Raw genomic sequence first — 23580 nt, 5'->3', positions numbered from 1 at the left:
GGGGGGGGGGCGGGGGGGGGGGGGGGGGGGGGGGGGGGGGGGGGGGGGGGCGGCCGCGGCGCCGGGGCGTCGGTGCGGGCGGGGGCGGGGGTGGTGCTGAGGGACATCTCGTCTCCCGGGTCGGGTGTCGCGGTGCCCTGTGCACCGCCTGGGAGAACCGTCTCGGGGCGCCGTCCCGGGCCACCAGGGCGCCGCCCTCCATCGCGTCCCCGTCGCCGTCCCGGGCGACACGGGACACCTGCCTCGTGACCGGCGGGACACCGGCGGTGGAGGATCCCCCGCGTGCACGCGCAGGCCCCGGTGACCGGGCCCCCGGCGGGGGCGCCGGCTCCCCCGGCTCCCCTCCCCGAGCCCGCCCCGGGCGCTCCCTCCGCGCTGCGGGTGGCCGGGTGGTCGCTGGTCGCCGTCACCGTGGTCTCCGCCCTGGGGGCCGCCGTGCTCGACGTCCTCACCCCGGCCGCCGCCCGCGCGGCCGCCGGGACGACGCCGGGCTGGATCGACGGCCTGCCCGGCGTCGGGCTCGCGGTCCCCGCCGCCCTGCTGCTGCGCCGCGCCCCGCGCAACGCCGTGTCGTGGGTGCTCGGCGGGACCGGACTGCTGTGGGCCGCCGACGGCCTGGCGTCGTCGTGGCTGACCCTCGCCGTCCGTGCGGACCCCGCACTGCCGGGCGCCACGCTGTCGTTCTGGTTCCTCAACCGGTTCGGTGCCTGGCTGCTGCTCGGGCTGCCCCTCCTGCTGCTGCTCTATCCCGACGGGCGCTGGCCCTCGGGCCGGTGGCGGCCGGCCGCCGCGCTCAGCCTGGCGGCGACCGCCCTCCTCCCGATGCTGCTGCTCGTGATGCCGTCGGAGATCGCCGACGAGCGGGCCGGCACCCGGACCCCGGACGTGTACCGCTCGCTCGACCTGGACCCGACGAGCCTGCCGCTGCCCGGATCGGTCGCCCTCCCGTTGCTGCGGCTGGCCTTCCCCGCGGCGCTGGTGGGCGTGGCGATCGCCGTCGTGGCGGTCGTCGCCCGGTACCGGCGGGCCGGCGGGGAGGACCGGCGGCGGATGCGCTGGCTGCTGTGGGCGGCCGTGGTCGACCTGCTGGTCGTGGCGACGACGGTCTTCGTGCCCGGGGACGAGGCGTCTCTCGCCCTGTCCGTCTCGGTCACGCTCACCGGCGCGGCGGTCGCCGTCGGCATCCTGCGGCCCCGCGCGGTCGACGTCGACCGGCTGCTCGGCGGCACGCTCGTCCACGGCGGCCTCGCCGTCGGCGTGGTGCTGCTCGACCTGCTGGTGCTCGCCGCCGCCGGCGCCCTGCTCGGCGACGCCCTCGGCCAGCGCGACGCCACGCTGCTCACCCTGCTGCTCGTCGCCGGCGTCTACGTGCCGCTGCGCGCGCCGCTGTGGCGGCTGGTCCGCCGCTGGGTGCTCGGCGAGCGCGAGGACCCCTACCGCGTCGTGTCCGGGCTGGCCGAGCGGCTGGAGCGCTCCGACGGTGCCGAGGAACAGCTCATGACGGTCGCCGCCGGCATCGCCGAGGCGTTCCGCACCCCCTACGTCGGCGTCGAGGTGGACTCCCCCGACGGCGGCCGGCTGGTCGCCGAGCACGGCACCCGCCCGGCCGCGGTGCAGTCGCTGCCGATCGCCTACCGCGGCGAGCAGGTCGGCCGGCTGCTGCTGCCCCGGGACGGCGTCCGCGCGCGGCTGGTCACCCGCGACGAGCGGCTGCTCGCCGACGTCGTCCGGCAGGCCGCCGCGGCCGCCCGCGCGGGCTCGCTGGCTGCGCAGCTGCAGGCCGGCCGCGAGCAGCTGGTCGCCGCCCGCGAGGAGGAGCGCCGCCGGCTGCGCCGGGACCTGCACGACGGGCTGGGTCCCTCGCTCGGCGCCGTGGTGCTGCGCATCGACACCGCCCGCAACCTCGCCGCCGCGCGCCCCGGGGACGCCGACCGGCTGCTGCGCCAGGCCCGCGACGACGTCTCCGCCGCGCTGGCCGACGTCCGCCGGCTCGTGCACGACCTGCGCCCGCCCGCGCTCGACGACCTCGGCCTGGCCGGGGCGGTGCGCCAGCAGGCCGAGCGGCTGCTCCCCCCGCCGGTCACGGTGACCGTGGACGCCGGCGGCCTGGCCGACCTGCCCGCCGCCGTCGAGGTGGCCGCCTACCGGATCGCGTCGGAGGCGCTGGCCAACGCGGCGCGGCACGCCGCCGCCTCCCGCGTGCGGGTCACGCTGGCCCGCGCGGACGGCGACCTCGTCGTCGCGGTGGCCGACGACGGCGTCGGGATCGCGCTGGACCGCGCCGCCGGCGTCGGGCTGGTGTCGCTCCGGGAGCGGGCCGCCGAGCTCGGTGGCCGCTGCACGGTGAGCTGCCCGCCCGACGGCGGGACCGAGGTGCGGGCGGTGCTGCCCGTGGAGGGAGGAGCGACCGGTGACCGAGCCCGATGAGCCGCTGCGGGTCGTCGTCGCCGACGACCACCCGGTCTACCGGGACGGGCTGGCCCTGCTGCTGGGCTCGGTGCCGGGCCTGGAGGTGGTCGGCACCGCGGCCGACGGCGCGGCGGCGGTCGAGGTGGTGCGCGAGCAGCTGCCCGACGTCGTCGTGATGGACGTGCAGATGCCGGTGCTCGACGGCATCGAGGCCACCCGGCGGATCACGGCCGAGGCGCCGTCGGTGGGCGTGGTGGTGCTGACCATGAGCGAGGACGACGGGACGGTGTTCGCCGCCGTCCGCGCCGGCGCCCGCGGCTACCTGCTCAAGGGCGCCGACCAGGAGGAGGTGGTCCGCGCGATCACCACCGTCGCCTCGGGCGGGGCGGTGTTCGGCGCGGCGCTGGCCCGGCGGATCGCCGAGTTCTTCACCGCCGGACCCGCCGGGCCGGAGACGGCGTTCCCGCAGCTGACCGCCCGGGAGCGCGAGGTGCTGGAGCTGGTGGCCGCCGGGCGGTCGAACGCGCAGATCGCCGCGGTGCTGTACCTGTCGCCGAAGACGGTGCGCAACGTCGTCTCCAACGTGCTGACCAAGCTGCAGGTCACCGACCGCGCGCAGGCGATCGTGCGGGCGCGGGAGGCGGGCCTGGGCCGGTGAGGCGGGGAATCGGCCCGCGGCCCGGGTCGTTCCCCTGGGCATGACGACGTCCGCTTCGCAGCCGAAGGTGACCAGGACCGACGAGCAGTGGCGCGCCCAGCTGTCCCCGCAGGAGTACGCGGTGCTGCGCCAGGCCGGCACCGAGCGGCCGTGGACCGGGGAGTACGTCGACACGGAGACCGTCGGCGTCTACACCTGCCGGGCCTGCGGCGCCGAGCTGTTCCGCTCGCAGACCAAGTTCGACTCGCACTGCGGCTGGCCGTCGTTCTACGAGCCGTCGTCGGCGGACGACGTGGTGCTCCGCGAGGACCGCACCCACGGGATGGTCCGCACGGAGGTCCTCTGCGGCACCTGCCACAGCCACCTGGGCCACGTGTTCGACGACGCCCCGCAGACGCCGACCGGCGACCGGTACTGCATCAACTCCGTCTCCATCCGGCTGGTCCCCGCCGAGGGCTGAGCCCCCCGACACACGCCTGAGGGCGGACACTCGGGCCCGGGTGACCGCCCTCAGGCGTGTGTCGGCGTCAGGCCAGGTCGCGGACCAGCTCGGCGACCGGCTTGCGCATGCCGGTGTAGAACGGCACCTCCTCGCGCACGTGCCGGCGGGCGCGGCTGGCGCGCAGGTCGCGCATGAGGTCGACGATGCGGTGCAGCTCGTCGGCCTCGAAGGCGAGCATCCACTCGTAGTCGCCCAGGCCGAACGAGGCGACGGTGTTGGCCCGCACGTCCGGGTAGGGCCGGGCCTGCATGCCGTGCTCCTTGAGCATGTCCCGCCGCTCCTCGTCGGGCAGCAGGTACCACTCGTAGGACCGCACGAACGGGTAGACGCAGACGTAGCGCCGCGGCTCCTCGTCGGCCAGGAACGCCGGGATGTGGCTGCGGTTGAACTCCGCCGGGCGGTGCAGCGCCATCTGGGACCACACCGGCTCCAGCGAGCGGCCGAGCTCGGTGCGGCGGAGCCGGGTGTAGGCCTCCTGCAGCGCCTCCGGGGTCTCGGCGTGCCACCAGACCATGAGGTCGGCGTCGGCGCGCAGGCCCGCGAGGTCGTAGGTGCCGCGGACGACGACGCCCTTGCCCGCCAGCTCCTCGAACAGCCCGGTGACCTCGTCGGCGGCGGCGGTGCGCCGGTCGTCGGCCAGCGGCCGGGCGAGCCGGAACACCGACCACATCGTGTAGCGGATGAGGGCGTTGAGCTCGTTGGCCCGCTTGCCGACGCTCTTGGTCTCCGTCTGCTCGCTCATGCCCCCATTGTCGCGCGGCCGGTCAGGAGCCGGCCGCGACGGCACTCACACCAGTGCCTCGACGGCCCGGCGCGCGCCGCGGATGCAGGCCGGCACGCCGACGCCGTCGTAGGCCGCGCCCGCGACCGCCAGCCCCGGCACCGCGGCGACGGCGTCGCGCACCGCCACCACCCGCTGCGGGTGGCCGACCAGGTACTGCGGCAGCCCGCCCCCCCAGCGCACCAGCCGCGCCTCCACCGGCTCCCGGCGCTCGAGGCCGAGCAGGTCGGCCACGTCGGCGACCACGGCGGCGGTCAGGTCGTCGTCGTCGCGCTGCAGCTGCACCTCGTCGCCGTAGCGGCCCACCGACGCGCGCACCCGCAGCAGCCCGTCGCCGGACAGGTGCGGCCACTTCGACGACGACACCGTCACGCCCTTGACCAGCCGCCCGGTCACCGGCGGGACGAGCAGCCCCGACCCGGCGTCGACCGGCTGGGCGGGGAACGCCATGGCGACCACGGCCATCGAGGCGTACGGGATGCCGCGCAGCGGCTCGACGGCGTCCGGCGCCACCCCGGCCAGCAGCCGCGCGGACTTCCCGGCCGGCGCGGTGACGATCACGACGTCGGCCGCCAGCACCTCGGGCGCGGCGGTGGGCCCGACCGCCACCTCCAGCCGCCCGCCCGCGCGGCGGATCGCGTGCGCCGGCGTCCGCAGCCGCACCTGCGCGCCCGACGCCGCCACCAGTGCGGCGGGCAGCGCGCCGATCCCGTCGGCGACGGTGACGAAGACCGGCCCGTCGGCGTCGCCGCGGCTGCGGGCGCCGGCGTCCCGGGCGGCGACGGCCGCGGCCAGGACCGAGTCGGCGCGGGCGAGCTGCGCGGCCAGCGCCGGCATGGTCGCGGCCAGCGAGAGGTCGTCGGGGCGGCCGGCGTAGACGCCGCCGAGCAGCGGCTCGACCAGCCGGTCGACCACCTCGTCGCCCAGCCGCGCGCGCAGCAGCCCGCCGACGGAGACGTCGCCCTCCAGGCGCAGCGGCGGCAGCTCGGCCTCCGCGCGCACCCGGGCGACGCCGTCGGGGGTGAGCACGCCGGCCAGCCCGTCGGCCGACGTGGGCACGCCCTGCACGGTGCCCGCCGGCAGCGGGTGGCGGCCGTCGGGGAGCACGATCGACGCCTGCGTGGTGCGCGGCGCGACCAGCCGGTCGGCCAGGCCCAGGTCCCCGACCAGCTCGACCGCCTCCGGGACGCGCGCCAGCACCGCCTCGGGCCCGGTGTCGTACCAGACGCCGGCGAGCTCGACCCGGTCGAGCTTGCCGCCGATCCGCCCGCCGGCCTCCACGACGACGACCTCGTCGCCGGGCCGCCGCCGGCGCCACTCGAACGCCGCGGTGAGCCCGGCGATGCCGGCCCCGACGACGACGACGCGTCCTGCCGGGGTGCCGGGGCGGGACGACATCACCGCGCCGTGAGCTCGTGCACCAGCTCGACGACGTGGGTGAGCACGCCGGGGTCGGTCTCGGGCAGCACGCCGTGGCCGAGGTTGAACACGTGCCCGCGGGCGGCGCGGCCCTGCTCGACGACGCGGCGGACCTCGCGGTCGACGGTCTCCCGGTCGGCCAGCAGCACGGCCGGGTCGAGGTTGCCCTGCAGGGAGCGCTGCGGCCCGACCCGGCGGGCGGCCTCGTCCAGCGGCACCCGCCAGTCGACGCCGACCACGTCGGCCCCGGCGTCGCCGATGAGCGCGAGGAGCTCGCCGGTGCCGACGCCGAAGTGGACGCGCGGCACGTCCCGGTCGCCGAGCCCGTCGAAGACCGCGCGCGAGTGCGGCAGGACCCGGGTGCCGTAGTCGGCGGCGGACAGCACGCCGGCCCAGGAGTCGAACAGCTGCACCGCGGACGCGCCGTTGTCGACCTGCACCCGCAGGAACGTGGCCGCCGAGACCGCCAGCCGGTCCAGCAGCCGGGTCCACGCCTCCGGCTCGGCGTACATGAAGGCCTTGGTGCGGGCGTGCTCCTTCGACGGGCCGCCCTCGATCAGGTAGGTCGCCAGCGTGAACGGCGCCCCGGCGAAGCCGATCAGCGGCGTCGGACCGAGCTCGGCGACCAGCCGGCGCACCGCCGTCGCGAGGAACTCCAGCCGGTCGGGCTCGAGGTCGGGCAGCGCGTCGACGTCGGCGACGGTGCGCACCGGGCTGGCCACCACCGGCCCGACGCCGGGCTTGATCTCGACGTCCACCCCGGCCACCACCAGCGGCAGCACGATGTCGGAGAAGAGGATCGCGGCGTCCACGCCGTGCCGGCGGACCGGCTGCAGGGTGATCTCGGTGACCAGGTCGGGGTCCTGGCAGGCCTCGAGCATCGCGGTCCCGGCGCGCAGCGCCCGGTACTCCGGCAGCGACCGGCCGGCCTGCCGCATGAACCACACCGGCGTCCGGCCGACGGGGAGGCCGCGGGCGGCCCGCACGAGGTCCGAGTCGGCGGGGGACGGCGGGACGGCGGCTGCGGTGCTCACGACGCCCGATCCTCCCAGACCCCGCAGCGGCGGCGCGTCCGAGACAGACCGGGCCCGTGGCCCCTACCCTGCGAGCGTGGAGCCACACAGCCTGCCCGGGGACGGGGCCGGTGCGCGTGCGGGCTCCGGCGACGACCGGCCGGCCGCCTTCGTCGCGGGGCTGGAGTCCCTGGCGGCGGTGCGGGTGCGCCCCGAGGTCGTCCTCGAGACGATCCCGCCGCCGCAGCGCCTCGCGCCGTACGCGCACGCGCTGGCCGCGCGGGTCGTCGAGGGCGAGGGCGACGACGAGGTCGAGGTCGCCGTCGCCCGGTTCATCGTGCTGTACGACCCCGAGGGCCACGAGGCCTGGGACGGCACCACGCGCTGCGTCGGGTACCTGTCGGCGAGCACCGACGAGCACATGGTCGACGACGCGATGTTCTCCGAGGTCGCCTGGAGCTGGCTGACCGACGCCCTCCAGGAGTCCGGCGCGGCCTCGCACGCGCTCGGCGGCACGGTCACCCGCACCGCCTCGACCCGCTTCGGTGACCTCGCCGGTCCCGAGCACACGGTCGACGTCGAGCTCCGCGCCTCGTGGACCGCCGAGGACACCGCGCTGGGCCGCCACCTCGACGCCTGGCTGCAGGTGCTCGCCAACGCGGCCGGGCTCCCGCCGCCGGGCGTCGCCCTGCTCGGTCCGTCCGGTCCGGTCCCCGGGACGCCCTGACCGCCCGCCCCCTGACCGGCGGGTCTCCCGCGGTCTCTACCATCGGAACCGACGGGACGCACTCCCCCGGGTCCGCGCCGCTCGGCCTGCACGCCCGGGAGCCGGCGGGACCGGTGGCGCGCACGGACGGGACGGCGGGTAGGTGGACGGCAACTGAGCACCGAGCCCCTCCCCCTCGACGGCCTGGAGACCGCCCCGGAGTCCGCTCCGGAGGCGCCCGCCCCGGTGCCCCTGCTGGCCCCGCGCGACGGGCTCCCGCCGGTCATCGACACCCCCGACGCGCTCGCCCGTTACGCCGACGCCCTGCACGCGGGCACCGGCCCGGTCGCCGTCGACGCCGAGCGGGCCTCCGGCTACCGCTACGGGCAGCGCGCCTACCTGGTGCAGCTGCGCCGCGCCGGCGCCGGCACCGGGCTGGTCGACCCCGTCCCGCTCGGGGACCTGTCCGCGATCCAGGACGCGATCGCCGACGCCGAGTGGGTGCTGCACGCCGCGAACCAGGACCTGCCGTGCCTGGCCGAGATCGGCATGGTCCCGAGCCGGGTGTTCGACACCGAGCTGGCCGCCCGCCTCGCCGGGCTGCCGCGGGTGGGGCTGGCCGCCGTCGTCGAGTCGCTGCTCGGGTACTCGCTGGTCAAGGGCCACTCGGCCGCCGACTGGAGCACCCGCCCGCTGCCCGAGGAGTGGCTGGTCTACGCCGCGCTCGACGTCGAGGTGCTCGTCGACCTCCGCGACGCGCTCGCCGCGCTGCTCGAGGAGCAGGGCAAGACCGAGTGGGCGCGGCAGGAGTTCGCCGCCGTCCTCGCCGCCGGGCCGCCGGCGCCGCGGCAGGACCCGTGGCGGCGCACCTCCGGCGTGCACGGACTGCGCAACCGCCGTCAGCTCGGCATGCTCCGCTCGCTGTGGGAGGCCCGCGACGACCTGGCCCGCCGGCGCGACGTCGCCCCCGGCCGGGTGCTGCCCGACGCCGCGATGGTCGCCGCCGTCCAGGCCGATCCGGGGAGCGAGGCCGCGCTGCTGGAGCTGCCGGTCTTCCGCGGCCGGGCCAACCGCCGGCTGGTGGGCACCTGGTTCGGGGCGCTGGCCCGCGGCCGGGCGCTGCCCGAGGCCGAGCTCCCGCCGCACAGCCGTCCCGGTGACGGGCCGCCCCCGGTCAACCGCTGGGCCGACCGCGACCCCGCCGCGGCCACCCGGCTGCAGACCGCGCGCAAGGCCCTCGCCGCCCTGTCGGAGGAGCTCAGCGTGCCGGTGGAGAACCTCCTCTCCCCCGACCTGGTGCGCCGGCTCATGTGGACCCCGCCCGAGCCGCGCGACGCCGCGACGGTGGCCGCGGCCCTGCGCGCCGGCGGCGCCCGCGAGTGGCAGGTCGGGCTCACCCGCGACCTGCTCACCGACGCGCTCTCCCGCGCCTGAACCCCTGTGACGACGGAGGGGCGGCCCCGGCGTGAGCCGGGACCGCCCCTCCGCGTGCGTTCGCGGGGCTAGTGCCCCGTGGCCGCGGCCCGCCGGCGGGCCAGCGCGTCGACGCTGGCGGCCAGCAGGAGGACTCCACCGGTGATGATGAAGTTCAGGTAGGCCTCGGTGCCCAGCAGGCCCAGGCCGTTGGCGATGATCGCCACGACCAGGCCACCGAGGACGGCGTCGCGCACCCGCCCCCGGCCACCGAAGAGGCTGGTGCCACCGATGACCGCGGCGCCGACGGCGTAGAGCAGCGTGTTGCCGCCGCCGGAGCCCGGCGCCACGGAGCCGAGGCGGGCGGCCGCGACGATGCCGCTGATCGCGGCCAGCGTGGAGCCGATCACGAAGACGCTCACGCGGATCTTCGTGACGTTGATGCCGGCGCGCCGGGACGCCTCCGCGTTGCCGCCAACCGCGTAGACGTGCCGGCCGAAGCCCGTCCGGCCGAGCACGAAGGTCAGGACCAGCAGCAGGATGACCACGAGCGGGATGGCGTACGGGATGCCGGCCAGCACCACACCGGGAGCCGGGGCGCGGTCGACGCTCAGCACCGCCGTCACCAGGACGACGACCGCGGCGATCACGCCGATCCGGACGAGCACCACCGCCAGCGGGGCGTGCGCCAGGTTCCTGGCCCGCTGGACGCGGAACCGGTTGAGCTGCAGCGCGGCGTACACGGCGATGGTCAGCAGGGCGAGGACCCAGCCGAGCACGACCGGCACGTTCTTGTCGCTGATCGCCGAGATCACCGGGTCGCGCACCGGCACCGTGCCGCCCTCGCCGATGAGCCGCAGGGTGAAGCCCTGCCAGCCCAGGAACAGCGCGAGGGTGACGACGAACGACGGGATGCCGACCAGCCCGACGAGGCTGCCGGTGAACAGGCCGATGACCACGCCGGTGGCGATCGCCGCCAGGACCGCGACCCACCACGGCGACCCGGCGTCGGCGAGCAGCTTGGCCATGACCGCGGCGCAGACGCCGCTGACCACACCGGCGGACAGGTCGATCTCACCCAGCAGCAGGACGAAGACCAGGCCCATCGCCAGGATGATGATCGGCGCGGCCTGGTCGGCCAGGTTGGCCATGTTCCGCGGGGTCAGGAACGTCTCCGGCCGCAGCGCGAAGAACAGCAGCCCGAGGACGACGATGCCGAGGACGGCCGGCAGCGCCCCGAGGTCACCGCCGCGGACGCGGTCGAGGTAGGCCCGGACGGTCGCGCCGAGGGTGTCCGCGCCGCGGTCGGCCTCGAAGCCCGACGGGGCCCCGCCCGGCTCCTGCGAGCTGGTCGGCTTGGAGATGGTGCTGGACACGGGTCAGACCTCCACGGCCGCGGCGTCGGCGGGTGCGATGCCCAGGTTGCCCGACCGGCCCGCCGTGATGAGCTCGATCACCTGGGGGCGGTCGACCTGCGAGATCGGCACGTCGGCCGCCATCCGGCCCAGGTACAGGGCGGCGACGCGGTCGGCCACCTCGAAGACGTCGACCATGTTGTGGCTGATGAAGACCACGGCGTGGCCGGTGTCGGCCAGCCGCCGGACCAGATCGAGCACCTGCCGGGTCTGCGCGACGCCGAGGGCGGCGGTCGGCTCGTCGAGGATGACGAGCTTGGACTCCCAGAGCACGGCCTTGGCGATGGCGACCGTCTGGCGCTGACCGCCGGAGAGGCTGGAGACCAGTTGGCGCACGGACTTGAGGGTCCGGACGGAGAGCTTGCTGAGGGTCTCCCGGGCGGCGACCTCCATGGACGTCTCGTCGAGGAGCATGCCGCTCTTGCGCTCGCGCCCGAGGAACATGTTCTGGACGACGTCGAGGTTGTCGGCCAGGGCGAGGTCCTGGTAGACGACCTCGATGCCGAGGGCGGCGGCCTCGCGCGGCCCGCTGACCGTGACCGGCCGGCCCTCGAAGAGGAACTCGCCGGAGTCGATGGCGTGGATGCCGGCGATGGACTTGATGAGCGTGCTCTTGCCCGCCCCGTTGTCGCCGACGAGCGCGGTGACCTGTCCGGGGTAGACCTTCATGTGCACGTCGTGCAGGACCTGGATGGCACCGAAGCTCTTGTTGACGCCGCGGAGTTCCAGGGTGGGGGTGCCGTCCTGGGGACGGTCGGTGGGAGCGGACACACCGGGCCTCTCGTCGCGCTGGTGGGGCTGAGGCAGCAGCCGCCGGGGCGTCCCATCATGGGCGCCCCGGCGGCCGGTGACCACTACGAGATGCCGAGCTCCTGGCACGCGGCGGCGAAGTCGCCGGTGCACAGCTCCTCGGCGCTGACGAACTCGTCGTCCACGACGTCCTTGACGTTGTCGCGGAAGATCGAGACCGGGGTCAGCAGGACCGACGGGACCTCGCGGCCGCCCTCGGTGTCCTCGACGGTGCCGGTGGTCTCGCCCTCCTCGCCGTTGAGCAGCGAGACGGCCAGCTCGGCCAGCGCGTTGGCCTCCTCGCGGACCGACTTGTAGACGGTCATGCACTGGTCGCCGGCGAGGATGTTCTGGAGACCCTCGACGGAGGCGTCCTGGCCGGTGACGTTGGACGCGCCCGCGGCGTTGTTGCGGCCGAGGATCTGGATCACCGAGTTGGCGAGACCGTCGTTGGCAGCGACCACGCCCTGGATGTTGCCGCCGGCCTGGGTGTACATCTGCTCGAAGATCGTCGCGGCCTCCTGGTTGTCCCAGTCGGGCACGGCCTGCTCGGCCACCTGCGTGTACTGCGTCAGCGGGTCGAGCACCTCGTGGGCGCCCGCCGAGAACAGCGTCGCGTTGTTGTCGTCCGGCGAGCCGTTGAGGAACGCGATGTTGCCCTGCGCGACGCCGTTGGCCTCGAGGCACTGCTGCAGGCCCTGGCCCTGCAGACGCCCGACCTCGGTGTTGTCGAAGGAGACGTAGTACTCCGCCGAGCCACCGAGGGTGAGCCGGTCGTAGTCGATCGTCTGGACGCCCTCGGCGGCCGCCTGCTCCTGGATCTGCGCACCGGAGGCCGAGTCGAGGTTGACGATCGCGAGGACGGTGGCGCCCTCGGTGATCATCTGCTCGGCGATGGTCGCCTGCCGCTGGGCGTCGCCCTCGGCGTTCTGGATGTCGTACTCGACGCCGGCCTCCTCGAAGGCCGCCTCGAGGTAGGGGCGGTCGAAGTTCTCCCACCGCACCGAGGACTCGGTGTCGGGGAGGATCACGCCGACCTTGCCGGCGGCCTCGCCGCCACCGCCGCCGCCGCCGCCGCTGTCGCCGCTGTCACCGCTGTCGCTGCCACACGCAGCGAGGCTGAAGACCAGGGCGGCCGCCAGGGCCGTCATCGTGGTGCGCCGTCGCGCCATGGATGGGTCCACCGTTCCGTCGGGAATCTGCAGAAGTGCGGCGGCCAATATGCGCCCCGGGTCACACGGGTGGCAAGCCCGGGTCGGTGGCGTTGCCGGACCGTGACCTCCGTGCGGGTGAGCCTCCCGCACCCCGGTGCCCTCCGGGGAGCGGGTCGCCGTCGCAGCAGCGGTTACCGACCGGTAACTTCACCTGCGCCGTCCCCGTGCCCGGGCCGGCTCCCCCTGCTGCGGAGGTCCCATGTCCCGCTCGCTGCGTGAGGTCGTCTTCGTCGACGGCGTGCGCACCCCCTTCGGCAAGGCCGGCCCGAAGGGCGTCTACGCGGAGACGCGCGCCGACGACCTGGTCGTGCGCGTGATCCGCGAGCTCCTGCGCCGCAACCCGGCGCTGCCGGCCGACCGGGTCGACGAGGTGGCCATCGCCGCCACCACCCAGATCGGCGACCAGGGCCTGACCATCGGCCGCACCGCCGCGCTGCTCGCCGGGCTGCCGAAGTCGGTCCCCGGCTACGCGATCGACCGGATGTGCGCCGGCGCGATGACCGCCGTCACCACCACCGCCTCGGGCATCGCCTTCGGCGCCTACGACGTCGCCATCGCCGGCGGGGTCGAGCACATGGGCCGCCACCCGATGGGCGAGGGCGCCGACCCGAACCCGCGGTTCTTCAGCGAGAAGCTCGTCGACAGCTCGGCGCTGGTCATGGGCTCCACCGCGGAGAACCTGCACGACCGCTTCCCGCACCTGACGAAGGAGCGCGCCGACGCGTTCGCCCTGGCCAGCCAGCAGAAGTACGCCAAGGCCGTCGCCAACGGGCAGATCGGCCCGGAGCTGGTGCCGGTCGCGACCCGCTCGGCCGAGCACGGCTGGGGCCTGGCCACCGCCGACGAGCCCCCGCGGCCGAACACCACCCTCGAGGGCCTGGCGACGCTCAAGACGCCGTTCCGCCCGCACGGGCACGTGACCGCCGGCAACGCCGCGGGCCTCAACGACGGCGCCACCGGCTGCATCCTCGCCGCCGAGGACGTCGCCGCGGAGCTGGGCCTGACCGCCGGCATGCGGCTGGTCGGCTACGGCTTCGCCGGCGTCGAGCCCGAGGTGATGGGCGTCGGGCCGGTCCCCTCGACCGAGCGCGCACTGGCCCGCACCGGCCTGACCATCGGGGACATCGGGCTGTTCGAGCTCAACGAGGCCTTCGCCGTCCAGGTGCTGGCCTTCCTCGACCACTTCGGCATCGCCGACGACGACGAGCGGGTCAACCCCTGGGGCGGTGCCATCGCCGTCGGCCACCCGCTGGCCTCCTCCGGCGTCCGCCTGATGACCCAGCTGTCGCGGCAGTTCGCCGAGCGCCCCGACGTCCGGTACGGCCTGACCGCCATGTGCGTGGGCCTGGGCATGGGCGCCACCGTCATCTGGGAGAACACCGACTGGGAGGGTGCGGCCAAGTGAGCGAGCTCGCGAGCGAACCGATGAGCACAGCACCTGCGGTCACGCAGCCGACGAGCGCCAGCGAGGAGTGCAAGTGACCGCCGTCTTCGAGAACGAGGTCGTGACCACCGCCAGGGTGCGGTACGTGCGGGTGCCGGGCCTGGCCGGCGAGGTCGCTCTGATCACGCTCGACAACGGGCACGACCACACCCGGCCGTCCACCTTCGGTCCCGGCGGGCTCGCGTCCCTGGACGCGGCGCTGGACGAGATCGCCGCCCACTCCCCCGCCCCCGTGGCGATCGGCGTGACCGGCAAGCCGTTCGTCTTCGCCGTGGGCGCGGACCTGTCCGGAGTCCCGTCGGTGACCTCCGCCGAGGCCGCGCGCGAGATCGCCGAGACCGGCCACCGGGTGTTCCGGCGGCTCAAGGACGCCGGCGTCCCGACGTTCGCGTTCGTCAACGGCGCGGCGCTCGGCGGCGGCCTGGAGCTGGCGCTGCACTGCACGTACCGGACGATCGCGAGCACCGCCGTCGTCGCCTTCCCCGAGGTCTTCCTCGGGCTGGTGCCCGGCTGGGGCGGCACGCAGCTGCTGCCGGACCTGATCGGCATCGACCCGGCGGTCACCGTGATCGTCGAGAACGCGCTGGCGCAGAACAAGGTCACCTCCGGCCCGCGGGCGGCGAAGCTGGGGATCGCCGACGCGCTGTTCGAGCCCGCCGACTTCCTCGAGCGGTCGCTGGAGTGGGCCGCCGCCGTCCTCACCGGCGACGTCACGGTGTCCCGGCCCGAGGTCGACCGGTCCGGCTGGGACGCCGCGATCGAGCGGGCCCGCGGCATCGTGGCCGCGCGCACCCGCAACGCCTCCCCCGGCGCGCTGCGCGCCGTCGAACTCCTCGACCTGGCCCGCAACGGCGTCGAGGGCGAGGCGTTCACCGCCGGCACCGCCGCCGAGGACCAGGCGCTCACCGACCTGCTCATGAGCGACGAGCTGCGCGCCTCGCTCTACTCGTTCGACCTGGTCAACAAGCGCGCCAAGCGGCCGGCCGGCGCGCCGGACAAGGGCCTGGCGCGGAAGGTCACCAAGGTCGGCGTCGTCGGTGCGGGGCTCATGGCCTCGCAGCTGGCGCTGCTGTTCGTGCGCCGGCTCGAGGTGCCCGTCGTCCTCACCGACGTCGACCAGGCCCGCGTGGACAAGGGCGTCGGCTACGTGCACGGCGAGCTGGAGAAGCTCGCCGCCCGCGGCCGGCTCTCCCCCGACGAGCTGAACCGGCTCACGGGCCTGGTCACCGGCGCGCTGGACAAGGCCGTCTTCGCCGACGCCGACCTCGTCGTCGAGGCCGTGTTCGAGGAGATGTCGGTCAAGCAGCAGGTGTTCGCCGAGGTGGAGGCCGTCGTCTCCCCCGAGTGCGTGCTCGCCACCAACACCTCGGCGCTGTCGGTGACGGAGATGGCCTCCAAGCTCGAGCACCCCGAGCGCGTGGTCGGCCTGCACTTCTTCAACCCGGTGGCGGTCCTGCCGCTGCTGGAGGTCGTGCGCGCCGAGCAGACCGACGACGCGACCCTCGCCACCGCCTTCGCCGTCGGCAAGGCGCTGAAGAAGTCCTGCGTGCTGGTCGCCGACGCCCCGGCGTTCGTCGTCAACCGGTTGCTCACCCGCTTCCTCGGCGAGGTCACCGCGGCCGTCGAGCAGGGCACGCCGGTGGCCGTCGCTGACCGGGCGCTGGACCCGCTGGGCCTGCCGATGACGCCGTTCGAGCTGCTCACGCTGGTCGGCCCGCCGGTCGCCCTGCACGTGGCCGAGCGGATGCACGAGGCCTTCCCCGACCGGTTCGCCGTCGGCGAGGGGCTGCGGAGGATGGTCGAGCTGGGCAAGACCAGCGTCTGGTCCGAGCCCGGCGTCGTCGACCCCGACCTCGCCGGCATCGACGCGGGCGACGCGCCGCTGACCGAGGACGAGGTCCGCGACCGCGCCGTGCGGGCGCTGGCCCAGGAGATCCGGCTGATGCTCGACGAGGGCGTCGTCCAGGCCGTGCAGGACATCGACCTGTGCATGGTGCTGGGCGCCGGCTGGCCGTTCTGGCTCGGTGGGATCTCCGCGTACCTCGACCGCACCGGCGTCTCGGAGAAGGTGACCGGCCAGCGGTTCCTGCCGCGCGGGGTGGCCGGCCTCCCCGCCTGAGGGCGCTGACGACAGACGGCCCGGGCCCCCGCACGGGGCCCGGGCCGTCTGTCGTCTCCGGTGCGGCGCCCGGACCTCGCGCCGTGGTGCCCGACGGGTCAGCGGAACTCGCGGGTGAGGCTCTCGATGGTGCGGTCGACCGAGACGACCTCGACGTGCGAGGTGCCGCTGGTGAGGACGGGCCTCCTCCGGCTACTGCTGGGCGCCGTCCACGGGCTCGGCGGTCAGCTGCTGCTCGGCCCGCTCGGTGAGCACCGCGGTCCACTCGGCGATCCGGCGGGCGACGTCCTGCTCGGTCAGGCCGCAGTCGGCCAGCACCTGGCCCCGGCTGCCGTGCTCGAGGAACGCCTGCGGCAGGCCCAGCGCGCGCACCGGGACGTCGTGCTGCCGGTCCTGCAGCGCCTGCGACAGCGTCGTGCCGACGCCGCCGGCCCGGCCGCCGTCCTCCACGGTGACGACCAGCCGGTGCGCGGCGGCCATCTCGACGAGCTCGTCGGAGACCGGGAGCACCCAGCGCGGGTCGACCACCGTCACCTCGATGCCGTGGTCGGCGGCCCGCTCCGCGGCGGCCAGGCACATCGGCACCATCGCGCCGACGGCGACCAGCAGCACCTCGCGTTCCCCGCGCCGCAGCACGTCGACCGGGCCGCGCCGCTCCAGGGCCGGGATGTCCAGCGGCGGCGGCCCCTTGGGGAAGCGGACGACGGTCGGCGCGTCGGTGACGGCGACCGCCTCGCGCAGCGCCTCGCGCAGGGTCGGCTCGTCGCGCGGCGCGGCCATGTGCAGCCCCGGCACGACCGAGCAGATCGACATGTCCCACATGCCGTTGTGCGAGGCGCCGTCGGTGCCGGTGACCCCGGCCCGGTCGAGGACGACGGTGACCGGCTGGCGGTGCAGGGCGACGTCCATGAGCAGCTGGTCGAAGGCCCGGTTGAGGAAGGTCGCGTAGACCGCCACGACCGGGTGCAGCCCGCCCATCGCCATGCCGGCCGCGCTGGTGAGCGCGTGCTGCTCGGCGATGCCGACGTCGTAGGTCCGCTCGGGGAAGCGCTCGGCGAAGGCGGCCAGACCGGTCGGGTGCAGCATCGCCGCGGTCACCGCGACGACGTCGGCCCGCTCGGCGCCGATGCGCACCAGCTCGTCGGAGAACGCCGTCGTCCAGTCGCGGGCGACCGCCGGGCTGGCGCCGCTGTCGGGGTCGAAGACGCCGGTGGCGTGCCAGGCGTCGATCTGGTCGGTCTCGGCCGGCGGGTAGCCGAAGCCCTTGGTGGTGACCGCGTGCACGATCACCGGGCGGCCGAACGACCGCGCCCGGCGCAGCGCGGACTCCAGGACCTCGACGTCGTGCCCGTCGACCGGGCCGACGTACTTGAGGCCGAGGTCCTCGAACATGCCCTGCGGCGCCAGGACGTCCTTGACGCCCTTCTTGAGGCCGTGCAGCGCGTCGTAGAGCGCGGAGCCGACGACCGGGGCCTTGTGCAGGGCCTGACGGATGGCCAGCAGCGCCTGCTCGTAGCCCGGCCGCAGCCGCAGGCCCGCCAGCGCGTCGGCGACGCCGCCGATGGTCGGCGAGTAGGAGCGGCCGTTGTCGTTGACGACGATGACCACCGGCCGGTCCTGGGCGGCGGCGATGTTGTTGAGCGCCTCCCAGGCCATGCCGCCGGTCAGCGCGCCGTCGCCGACCACGGCGACGACGGGGCGCTTGTCACCGCGGACGGCGAAGGCCTTGGCCAGCCCGTCGGCGTAGGACAGCGCGGTCGAGGCGTGGCTGTTCTCGACCCAGTCGTGCTCGCTCTCGGTGCGGCTCGGGTAGCCCGACAGCCCGCCGCGCTGGCGCAGCCGGTCGAAGCCCTCGACCCGGCCGGTCAGCATCTTGTGCACGTAGGCCTGGTGACCCGTGTCGAACACGATCGGCTCGTGCGGGGACTCGAAGACCCGGTGCAGCGCGATGGTGAGCTCGACGGTGCCGAGGTTCGGCCCGAGGTGGCCGCCGGTGCGGGCGACGCTGGTGACCAGTGCGTCACGGATCTCCGCGGCCAGCGCGGGCAGCTGCTCGGGGGGCAGGGCCCGGAGGTCTGCGGGGTCGCGGAGCGAGCGCAGGAGCGACACGGGGCGGCGGTGTCCTCTCTGTCGGCGGCGGGGCACGGCCCTCCGACGGCCGCCGACCCACTGTAGTCGCGCGGCGGCGCGGACCTCCTGTCGAGCCGGACCCGAGACGGGACGGTTCCGTCACCCTCGACACGCCGCACCCCGCTCACCCGGCCGATGCGCCTCCCTTCCGTCGGTGATTGACAGAACGCGGGCGCGCTCGCACGATGCCCGGCATGGACCCCCGCCCGTGGCTGCCCGATGTCACGGGCCCCTCGCGGCGGCTGGTCGAGGCGCTGCGGGTGAGCGGCCCCTCGACGCGGGCGCAGCTGGTGGAGCGGACCGGGCTCTCCCGCGCCACGGTGTCCGGCTACGTGGCCGACCTCGTCGACCGCGGCCTGGTGGCTCCCGCCGACGACGCGGGGGCGGTCGAGACCGGCGGCCGGCCCGCGCGGCTGGTGCACCTGACCCGGCGGGCCGGTGTCGTCGTCGGGGTCGACATCGGGCGCACCCACGTCCGGGTCGCGGTGGCCGACCTCTCGCACGAGATCGTCGGCGAGGAGACCACCACGCTGCCGGTCGCCGACTTGGACTCCGACGCGGTCCTCGACACCGTGGCGGGACAGGTGCGGGCCGAGCTGCGGCGGGCCGGCGCGTGCACCGAGGACGTCGCCGGCGCGGTGGTCGGCCTGCCGACGCCGGTGGTCGGCCGGGCGGCGAGCGCGCGCGGCACCGTGGCGCGGTCGAACATCCTGCCGACCTGGTCGGGCCGGACGCCGGCGCCGGCGCTGCAGGAGCGGCTCGGGGTCCCGGTCATCGTGGAGAACGACGCCAACCTGGGCGCCGTCGCCGAGGTCCGCTGGGGCGCCGGCCGCGGCTCGCGCGCCACCCTCTACCTGAAGATGGCCACCGGCGTCGGCGGCGCGCTGGTCATCGACGGCGACCTGCTGCGCGGCGTCACCGGCACCGCCGGCGAGATGGGCCACGTGAGCCTGGACCCGACCGGCCCGCTGTGCCGCTGCGGCAACCGCGGCTGCCTGGAGCTCACCGCCGGCGGCACCGCCCTGCTGCGGGCCGTCCAGACCGCCGCCCCCCACTACACCGACCTGCGGTCGCTGGTGGCCGGCGCCCAGGACGGCGACCAGGCCTGCCGGCGGCTGATCGCCGACGCCGGGTCCTCGGTCGGCTTCGTGCTCGGCGGCCTGGTCAACGTGCTCAACCCCGACCGCATCGTCGTCGGCGGCGAGCTGGGCACGGCCGGCGACCTGCTCGTCGACCCGCTGCGGCGGGCGCTCGAGCAGTCCGCCATCCCCGCCGCGGCCGAGCAGCTGACCGTGGTCCCCGGCTCCCTCGGGGCCCGCGCGGAGGTGCTCGGCGCGCTGGCGGTCGCGCTCCGGGAGGCCGACCGGCTGACCGGCTAGGGCCCCGGGGGCCCGCGGACGACGACCGGGCCCCCGGGTGCCGCTCTACAGGCGGGGGACCCAGACCTCGCCGCGCAGCGCCCCGGCGACCACCTCGACGCCGCGCGCCGCCGCGGCCAGCCGCGCGCCCTCCCGCTCGTAGGCGGCGACGGCGGCCTCGATGGCGTCCGGCGGCAGGTGGTCGGCCAGCTCGACGCGCACCGTGCGCCAGCCCGCCCGCGCCGCCTCCAGGCCGGCCGCGACGTGGTCGCCGGCGAACCGCGCGAGCAGCAGCGGGTAGCGGCGCAGCACCGCGTGGGCGCGGTAGTCGGGCGGGACGAGGTCGAACAGCCAGGCCACCGCGGAGCGCTCCCAGTCGGGCGCGCCCGGGGGCCGCACCTGCTCCGGCCAGCCCGGAGGGACGCTCGCACCCACGACCGGCATCCTGCCGCAGGTCGAACACGTGTTCGACCGGAGGCGCGCCGTCGTCACCCGGTCGTGATCACCGACGCCCCCGGCCCCCTGCAGGGTCCCGCCGCGAGCCCGTGAGTGGCGGGGGGCAGGGGGTCCCTCTCAGTCCTTCTGGCGCTTCAGCCAGAACTGCTCGAAGCCCCAGGTGCCCGCGCCGCTGGAGTGGTAGCTGACCAGCTCCCAGCCCTCGCCGCCGAGCCGGTTGAGCACCGAGCTGGTGTCCCCCTGCTGCCGCTCCAGTGAGCCGCCGGGCAGCTTGACGCTCACCCCTGCGCGCTGCGACTCGGTGTCGTTGGCCGTGATGACCGAGGCGTACTCCCAGGTGGTCACGGAGAGCACCGTAACGAAGGCCCCGGATCAGTCGCCCGGCACCAGCAGGGCGACGCACTCCACGTGCGCGGTCATCGGGAAGGCGTCGAAGGCGCGCAGGGCGGCCGGGCGGTACCCCGCGCCGGCGAAGGCGGCGACGTCGCGGCCCAGCGACGCCGGGTCGCAGGCGACGTAGACGACGGCGCGCGCCCCGGTGCCGGCCAGCACCCGGCTCACCGCGGCGCCGGCCCCGGCACGCGGCGGGTCGAGCACCACGACGTCGGGGACGCCGCCGAGCTCGTCGAGCAGCCCGGTGAGCCCGTCGGCGTCCACCTCGCCCTGCCACACCTCGGCCTGCGGCAGGTCGCCCAGGTTGACCTCCGCCGCGGCGCACGCGTCGGCGTCGGCCTCCACGCACACCACCCGGCCGGACTCCCCCACCCCGGGCGCCAGGGCGCCGCCGAACAGGCCGGCGCCGGCGTACAGGTCGAGCACGGTCTCCCCCGGCCGCACGCCGGCCAGCGCGGACACCGCGCCCACGAGCGCGTCGGCGGCCGACTCGTGCACCTGCCAGAAGCCGGTGCCCTCGACCTCCCAGTCCCGTCCGGCGGCGTGCCGCCCGGCCCGCCCGGCCGGCTCGGCGGGGACGTCGTCGCCCGGCCGCAGGACGCGGGTCGACGTCGGCACGCCGCGGCGGTCCAGCCGCGTGGTGGTCACCGTGCCCGCCGAGTCGACGGCGACGTCCACCGCCCCGGCGCCCGGCCAGCGCCGCGACAGCACCGCCCGCGCGGCCGGCTCGACGGTGATCGGGCAGTCGTCGAGGACGTGCACGTCGTGCGAGCGGTGCCGGCGCAGCCCGGGCACCCCGTCCCGGGCGACGGCGAACCGCGCCCGCGACCGCCAGCGCAGCGGCCCGCCGGGCAACGCCTCGACGGTGAGCCCGGCCAGCACCGGGTCGGCGGCGTCCAGCCCGCCGAGCCGGGTGAGCTGCTCGCGGACGACGTCGGCCTTGAGCCGCCGCTGACCCTCCCAGGAGACGTGCTGCCAGTCGCAGCCGCCGCAGCGCCCCGGGCCGCTGTGCGGGCAGGGCCGCTCCACCCGGTCGGGCGCGGCCTCGAGCACCTCGACGGCGTCGGCGCGGCAGTACCCGGGCTGGCGGTCCTCGGTGACCCGGACGACCACCCGCTCACCGGGCAGCGCGTGCCGGACGAACACCACCCGGCCCTCGTGCCGGGCCACGCAGTGCCCGCCGTGCGCGACCGGGCCGACGGTCACCTCGAACTCCCGGCCGGTCCAGCCGGCGCCCCGGTCGGGCCGGGGCGGCCGGGCCGCCCGCCGGGGAGGGCGCCGCCTATCCATACGGCGTGGCCTCGACCTGGTCGTCGGTGAGGCCGCGGCGCAGGTCGCCGGGCATGGGGCCGGCGCGGCGGTCGTCCTCGTCGCCGCGGCCGATGGAACTCTCCAGCTGCCACGGCACCGTCGTGATCATGACGCCGGGCTGGAACTGCAGCCGGGCGCGCAGCCGCAGCGCGCTCTGGTTGTGCAGCACGTTCTCCCACCAGTGGCCGACGACGTACTGCGGCACGAACACGATGACCAGCTCGCGCGGGCTGTCCCGGCGGATGCCCTTGACGTAGTCGACGACCGGCCGGGTGATCTCCCGGTACGGCGACTCGAGCACCGTCAGCGGCACCGGGACGTCGTAGCGCTCCCAGTCCGCCTGCAGCGAGCGGGTGTCGCCCGGGTCGACGTTGACCGTCAGCGCGGTGAGCTCGTCGGGGCGGGTGGCGCGGGCGAAGGCCAGCGCCCGCAGCGTCGGCTTGTGCACCTTGGACACCAGCACGATCGCGTGCACCTTGCTGGGCAGCAGGCGGGCGTCGGTGTCGGGGACCAGCTGCTCGGCGACGTGCGAGTAGTGCCGGTTGATCGCCTTCATGAGCAGGAACAGCACCGGCATCACGAGGATGACCAGGTACGCGCCGCGGGTGAACTTCGTGACCACGATGATCAGCAGGACGACGGTGGTGAGGCTGCCGCCGATGGTGTTGATCACCTGGGAGCGGCGCATCCGCCGCTTCTCGGCCGCGTCGCCCGACAGCCGGATCTCCCGGTTCCAGTGCCGGACCATGCCCCACTGGCCGATCGAGAAGCTGGTGAAGACCCCGACGATGTACATCTGGATCAGCCGGTTCGGGTCGGCCTCGAAGGCGAGGATCAGCAGCGCCGCGAAGCCGGCCAGCAGCAGGATGCCGTTGCTGTAGACGAGCTTGTCGCCGCGGGTGTGCAGCTGGCGGGGCAGGAACCGGTCCTGCGCGAGCACCGAGCCCAGCAGCGGGAAGCCGTTGAAGGCGGTGTTGGCGGCGAGGACGAGCACCAGCGCGGTGGCCGCCTGGATGTAGAAGAAGCCGACCGACTGGTCGCCGCCGAAGGTGGCCGCGGCGAGCTGGGCGATGACCGTGCGCTGGGGGTCGGTCTCGCAGTCGCCCGGGAAGCCGATGAGGTCGCAGGTGTTCTCGGCGTAGCGGACGTCGCCGAACAGGGCGAGCGCGGTGACGCCGGCGAACATGGTCGCGGCGATCCCGCCCATGAGCGCGAGCGTCGTCGCGGCGTTCCTCGACTTCGGCGGGCGGAACGCCGGGACGCCGTTGGCGATGGCCTCGACGCCGGTCAGCGCGGTGCACCCGGAGGCGAAGGCGCGCAGCGCGAAGAACACCAGCGCGACGCCGCCGAGGTCGTCGTAGCCCGCCTCGGGCAGCACCGACCAGCCGGCGCTCTCGGCGATGACCGGGGAGTCGGTGAAGAAGTCCCGGATCAGCCCGGTGACGATCATGACCATGATCCCGGCGACGAACAGGTACGTCGGGACGGCGAAGGTCTTGCCCGACTCCCGCACCCCGCGCAGGTTGGTCGCCGCCAGCAGCGCGACCAGCCCGACGGCGATGAGCACGCGGTGCTCGTTGAGCGCGGGGAACGCCGAGATGATGTTGTCGGTGCCCGCCGACACGGACACGGCCACGGTGAGCACGTAGTCGACCAGCAGCGCGCTGGCGACGGTCAGCCCGGCGAACTGGCCGTGGTTCTTCATCGCGACCTCGTAGTCGCCGCCGCCCGAGGGGTAGGCGTGCACCACCTGGCGGTAGGACAGCACGACGGTCACCAGCAGCAGCACGACGACGACGGCCAGCCACGGCGCGAGGAACAGGAACGCGGTGCCGGCCAGCGTCAGGACGATCAGGATCTCCTGGGTGGCGTAGGCCACGGAGGAGAGCGGGTCGCTGGCGAAGATCGGCAGGGCCAGGGACTTCGGGAGCAGGGACTCCCCCGCACGGTCGCTGCGGACCGGCCGGCCGACGACGAGCCGTTTGGGGAGTTGTCCGAGGTCGGACAGCTTGGGCACGGCGGCGATGGTACGGACGCGGGGGCACCCGGT

Annotated in this window: 19 protein-coding genes; 8 read left to right on the top strand and 11 right to left on the bottom strand. The window is 75.5% G+C overall.

Going from position 1 to position 23580, the window contains the following annotated elements:
• Positions 1-282 precede the first annotated feature (282 nt).
• From ACI796_RS03245 to msrB, 3 genes are all read left to right on the top strand, one after another.
• Positions 283-2427, top strand: a complete 2145-nt coding sequence (locus ACI796_RS03245; protein WP_456939822.1) for a sensor histidine kinase — start codon at positions 283-285, stop codon at positions 2425-2427.
• The gene (locus ACI796_RS03240) at positions 2411-3067 is read left to right on the top strand and encodes a response regulator (RefSeq protein WP_456939821.1); all 657 of its coding nucleotides are present in this window, start codon (positions 2411-2413) and stop codon (positions 3065-3067) included. Before ACI796_RS03245 ends, ACI796_RS03240 begins: the two co-directional genes overlap by 17 nt.
• 67 nt (positions 3068-3134) lie before the next feature.
• Positions 3135-3527, top strand: a complete 393-nt coding sequence (msrB, locus tag ACI796_RS03235; RefSeq protein WP_456939820.1) for a peptide-methionine (R)-S-oxide reductase MsrB — start codon at positions 3135-3137, stop codon at positions 3525-3527.
• Between the two features lie 67 nt (positions 3528-3594).
• Here msrB and hemQ read toward each other — a convergent pair whose 3' ends face one another.
• From hemQ to hemE, 3 genes are read right to left on the bottom strand one after another with little or no spacing between them, the layout of a single operon-like run.
• On the bottom strand, positions 3595-4311 hold the full coding sequence (hemQ, locus tag ACI796_RS03230; protein ID WP_456939819.1) for a hydrogen peroxide-dependent heme synthase: 717 nt from the start codon (positions 4309-4311) through the stop codon (positions 3595-3597).
• A 45-nt stretch (positions 4312-4356) separates the two neighbouring features.
• The gene (gene hemG, locus ACI796_RS03225; RefSeq protein ID WP_456939818.1) at positions 4357-5748 is read right to left on the bottom strand and encodes a protoporphyrinogen oxidase; all 1392 of its coding nucleotides are present in this window, start codon (positions 5746-5748) and stop codon (positions 4357-4359) included.
• Positions 5748-6803 carry a uroporphyrinogen decarboxylase gene (hemE, locus tag ACI796_RS03220; protein ID WP_456939817.1) on the bottom strand — a complete coding sequence of 352 codons (1056 nt, stop codon included), beginning with the start codon at positions 6801-6803 and terminating at the stop codon, positions 5748-5750. The genes hemG and hemE overlap by 1 nt, the downstream gene beginning before the upstream one ends.
• Positions 6804-6879: 76 nt before the next feature.
• Between hemE and ACI796_RS03215 the strand changes: the two genes are divergently transcribed.
• Both ACI796_RS03215 and ACI796_RS03210 read left to right on the top strand, forming a co-directional pair.
• A complete protein-coding gene (locus ACI796_RS03215) occupies positions 6880-7509 on the top strand; it encodes a DUF3000 domain-containing protein (RefSeq protein ID WP_456939816.1) in 630 nt (209 codons plus the stop codon).
• A 225-nt stretch (positions 7510-7734) separates the two neighbouring features.
• Positions 7735-8922, top strand: a complete 1188-nt coding sequence (locus ACI796_RS03210) for a ribonuclease D (protein WP_456939815.1) — start codon at positions 7735-7737, stop codon at positions 8920-8922.
• Between the two features lie 68 nt (positions 8923-8990).
• On the opposite strand, the gene ACI796_RS03205 is transcribed toward ACI796_RS03210, so the two are convergent.
• The 3 genes from ACI796_RS03205 to ACI796_RS03195 form a co-directional block, all read right to left on the bottom strand.
• Complete coding sequence (locus tag ACI796_RS03205; RefSeq protein ID WP_456939814.1) at positions 8991-10277, bottom strand: sugar ABC transporter permease; 1287 nt, start codon at positions 10275-10277, stop codon at positions 8991-8993.
• Positions 10278-10280: 3 nt separating this feature from the next.
• Complete coding sequence (locus ACI796_RS03200; protein ID WP_456939813.1) at positions 10281-11087, bottom strand: ATP-binding cassette domain-containing protein; 807 nt, start codon at positions 11085-11087, stop codon at positions 10281-10283.
• Positions 11088-11170: 83 nt separating this feature from the next.
• Positions 11171-12277: a sugar ABC transporter substrate-binding protein gene (locus ACI796_RS03195; protein WP_456939812.1), complete on the bottom strand. Its 1107-nt coding sequence runs from the start codon at positions 12275-12277 to the stop codon at positions 11171-11173.
• A 241-nt stretch (positions 12278-12518) separates the two neighbouring features.
• On the opposite strand from ACI796_RS03195, the gene ACI796_RS03190 reads away from it, so the two are divergent.
• The gene (locus tag ACI796_RS03190; RefSeq protein WP_456939811.1) at positions 12519-13724 is read left to right on the top strand and encodes a thiolase family protein; all 1206 of its coding nucleotides are present in this window, start codon (positions 12519-12521) and stop codon (positions 13722-13724) included.
• 73 nt (positions 13725-13797) lie between these two features.
• The gene (locus tag ACI796_RS03185; protein ID WP_456939810.1) at positions 13798-15882 is read left to right on the top strand and encodes a 3-hydroxyacyl-CoA dehydrogenase NAD-binding domain-containing protein; all 2085 of its coding nucleotides are present in this window, start codon (positions 13798-13800) and stop codon (positions 15880-15882) included.
• A 192-nt stretch (positions 15883-16074) separates the two neighbouring features.
• On the opposite strand, the gene dxs is transcribed toward ACI796_RS03185, so the two are convergent.
• On the bottom strand, positions 16075-17991 hold the full coding sequence (dxs, locus tag ACI796_RS03180; protein ID WP_456939809.1) for a 1-deoxy-D-xylulose-5-phosphate synthase: 1917 nt from the start codon (positions 17989-17991) through the stop codon (positions 16075-16077).
• Between the two features lie 215 nt (positions 17992-18206).
• Between dxs and ACI796_RS03175 the strand changes: the two genes are divergently transcribed.
• The gene (locus tag ACI796_RS03175) at positions 18207-19391 is read left to right on the top strand and encodes an ROK family protein (RefSeq protein WP_456939808.1); all 1185 of its coding nucleotides are present in this window, start codon (positions 18207-18209) and stop codon (positions 19389-19391) included.
• A 45-nt stretch (positions 19392-19436) separates the two neighbouring features.
• On the opposite strand, the gene ACI796_RS03170 is transcribed toward ACI796_RS03175, so the two are convergent.
• The 4 genes from ACI796_RS03170 to ACI796_RS03155 all read right to left on the bottom strand — a co-directional run bounded on the left by ACI796_RS03170 (position 19437) and on the right by ACI796_RS03155 (position 23547).
• A complete protein-coding gene (locus tag ACI796_RS03170; protein WP_456939807.1) occupies positions 19437-19814 on the bottom strand; it encodes a hypothetical protein in 378 nt (125 codons plus the stop codon).
• A gap of 129 nt (positions 19815-19943) precedes the next feature.
• Positions 19944-20171 (bottom strand): DUF4177 domain-containing protein, encoded by a 228-nt coding sequence (locus tag ACI796_RS03165; RefSeq protein ID WP_456939806.1) that lies wholly within the window; start codon positions 20169-20171, stop codon positions 19944-19946.
• Positions 20172-20198: 27 nt separating this feature from the next.
• Positions 20199-21509 (bottom strand): class I SAM-dependent RNA methyltransferase, encoded by a 1311-nt coding sequence (locus ACI796_RS03160; protein ID WP_456939805.1) that lies wholly within the window; start codon positions 21507-21509, stop codon positions 20199-20201.
• Complete coding sequence (locus tag ACI796_RS03155) at positions 21502-23547, bottom strand: APC family permease (RefSeq protein ID WP_456939804.1); 2046 nt, start codon at positions 23545-23547, stop codon at positions 21502-21504. Before ACI796_RS03155 ends, ACI796_RS03160 begins: the two co-directional genes overlap by 8 nt.
• Positions 23548-23580: the final 33 nt, after the last annotated feature.

The sequence above is a fragment of the Geodermatophilus sp. SYSU D00525 genome, assembly GCF_054050475.1.
The sequence above is the reverse complement of the archived record's forward strand: the minus strand, read 5'-3'. Positions and strand labels throughout refer to the sequence as shown.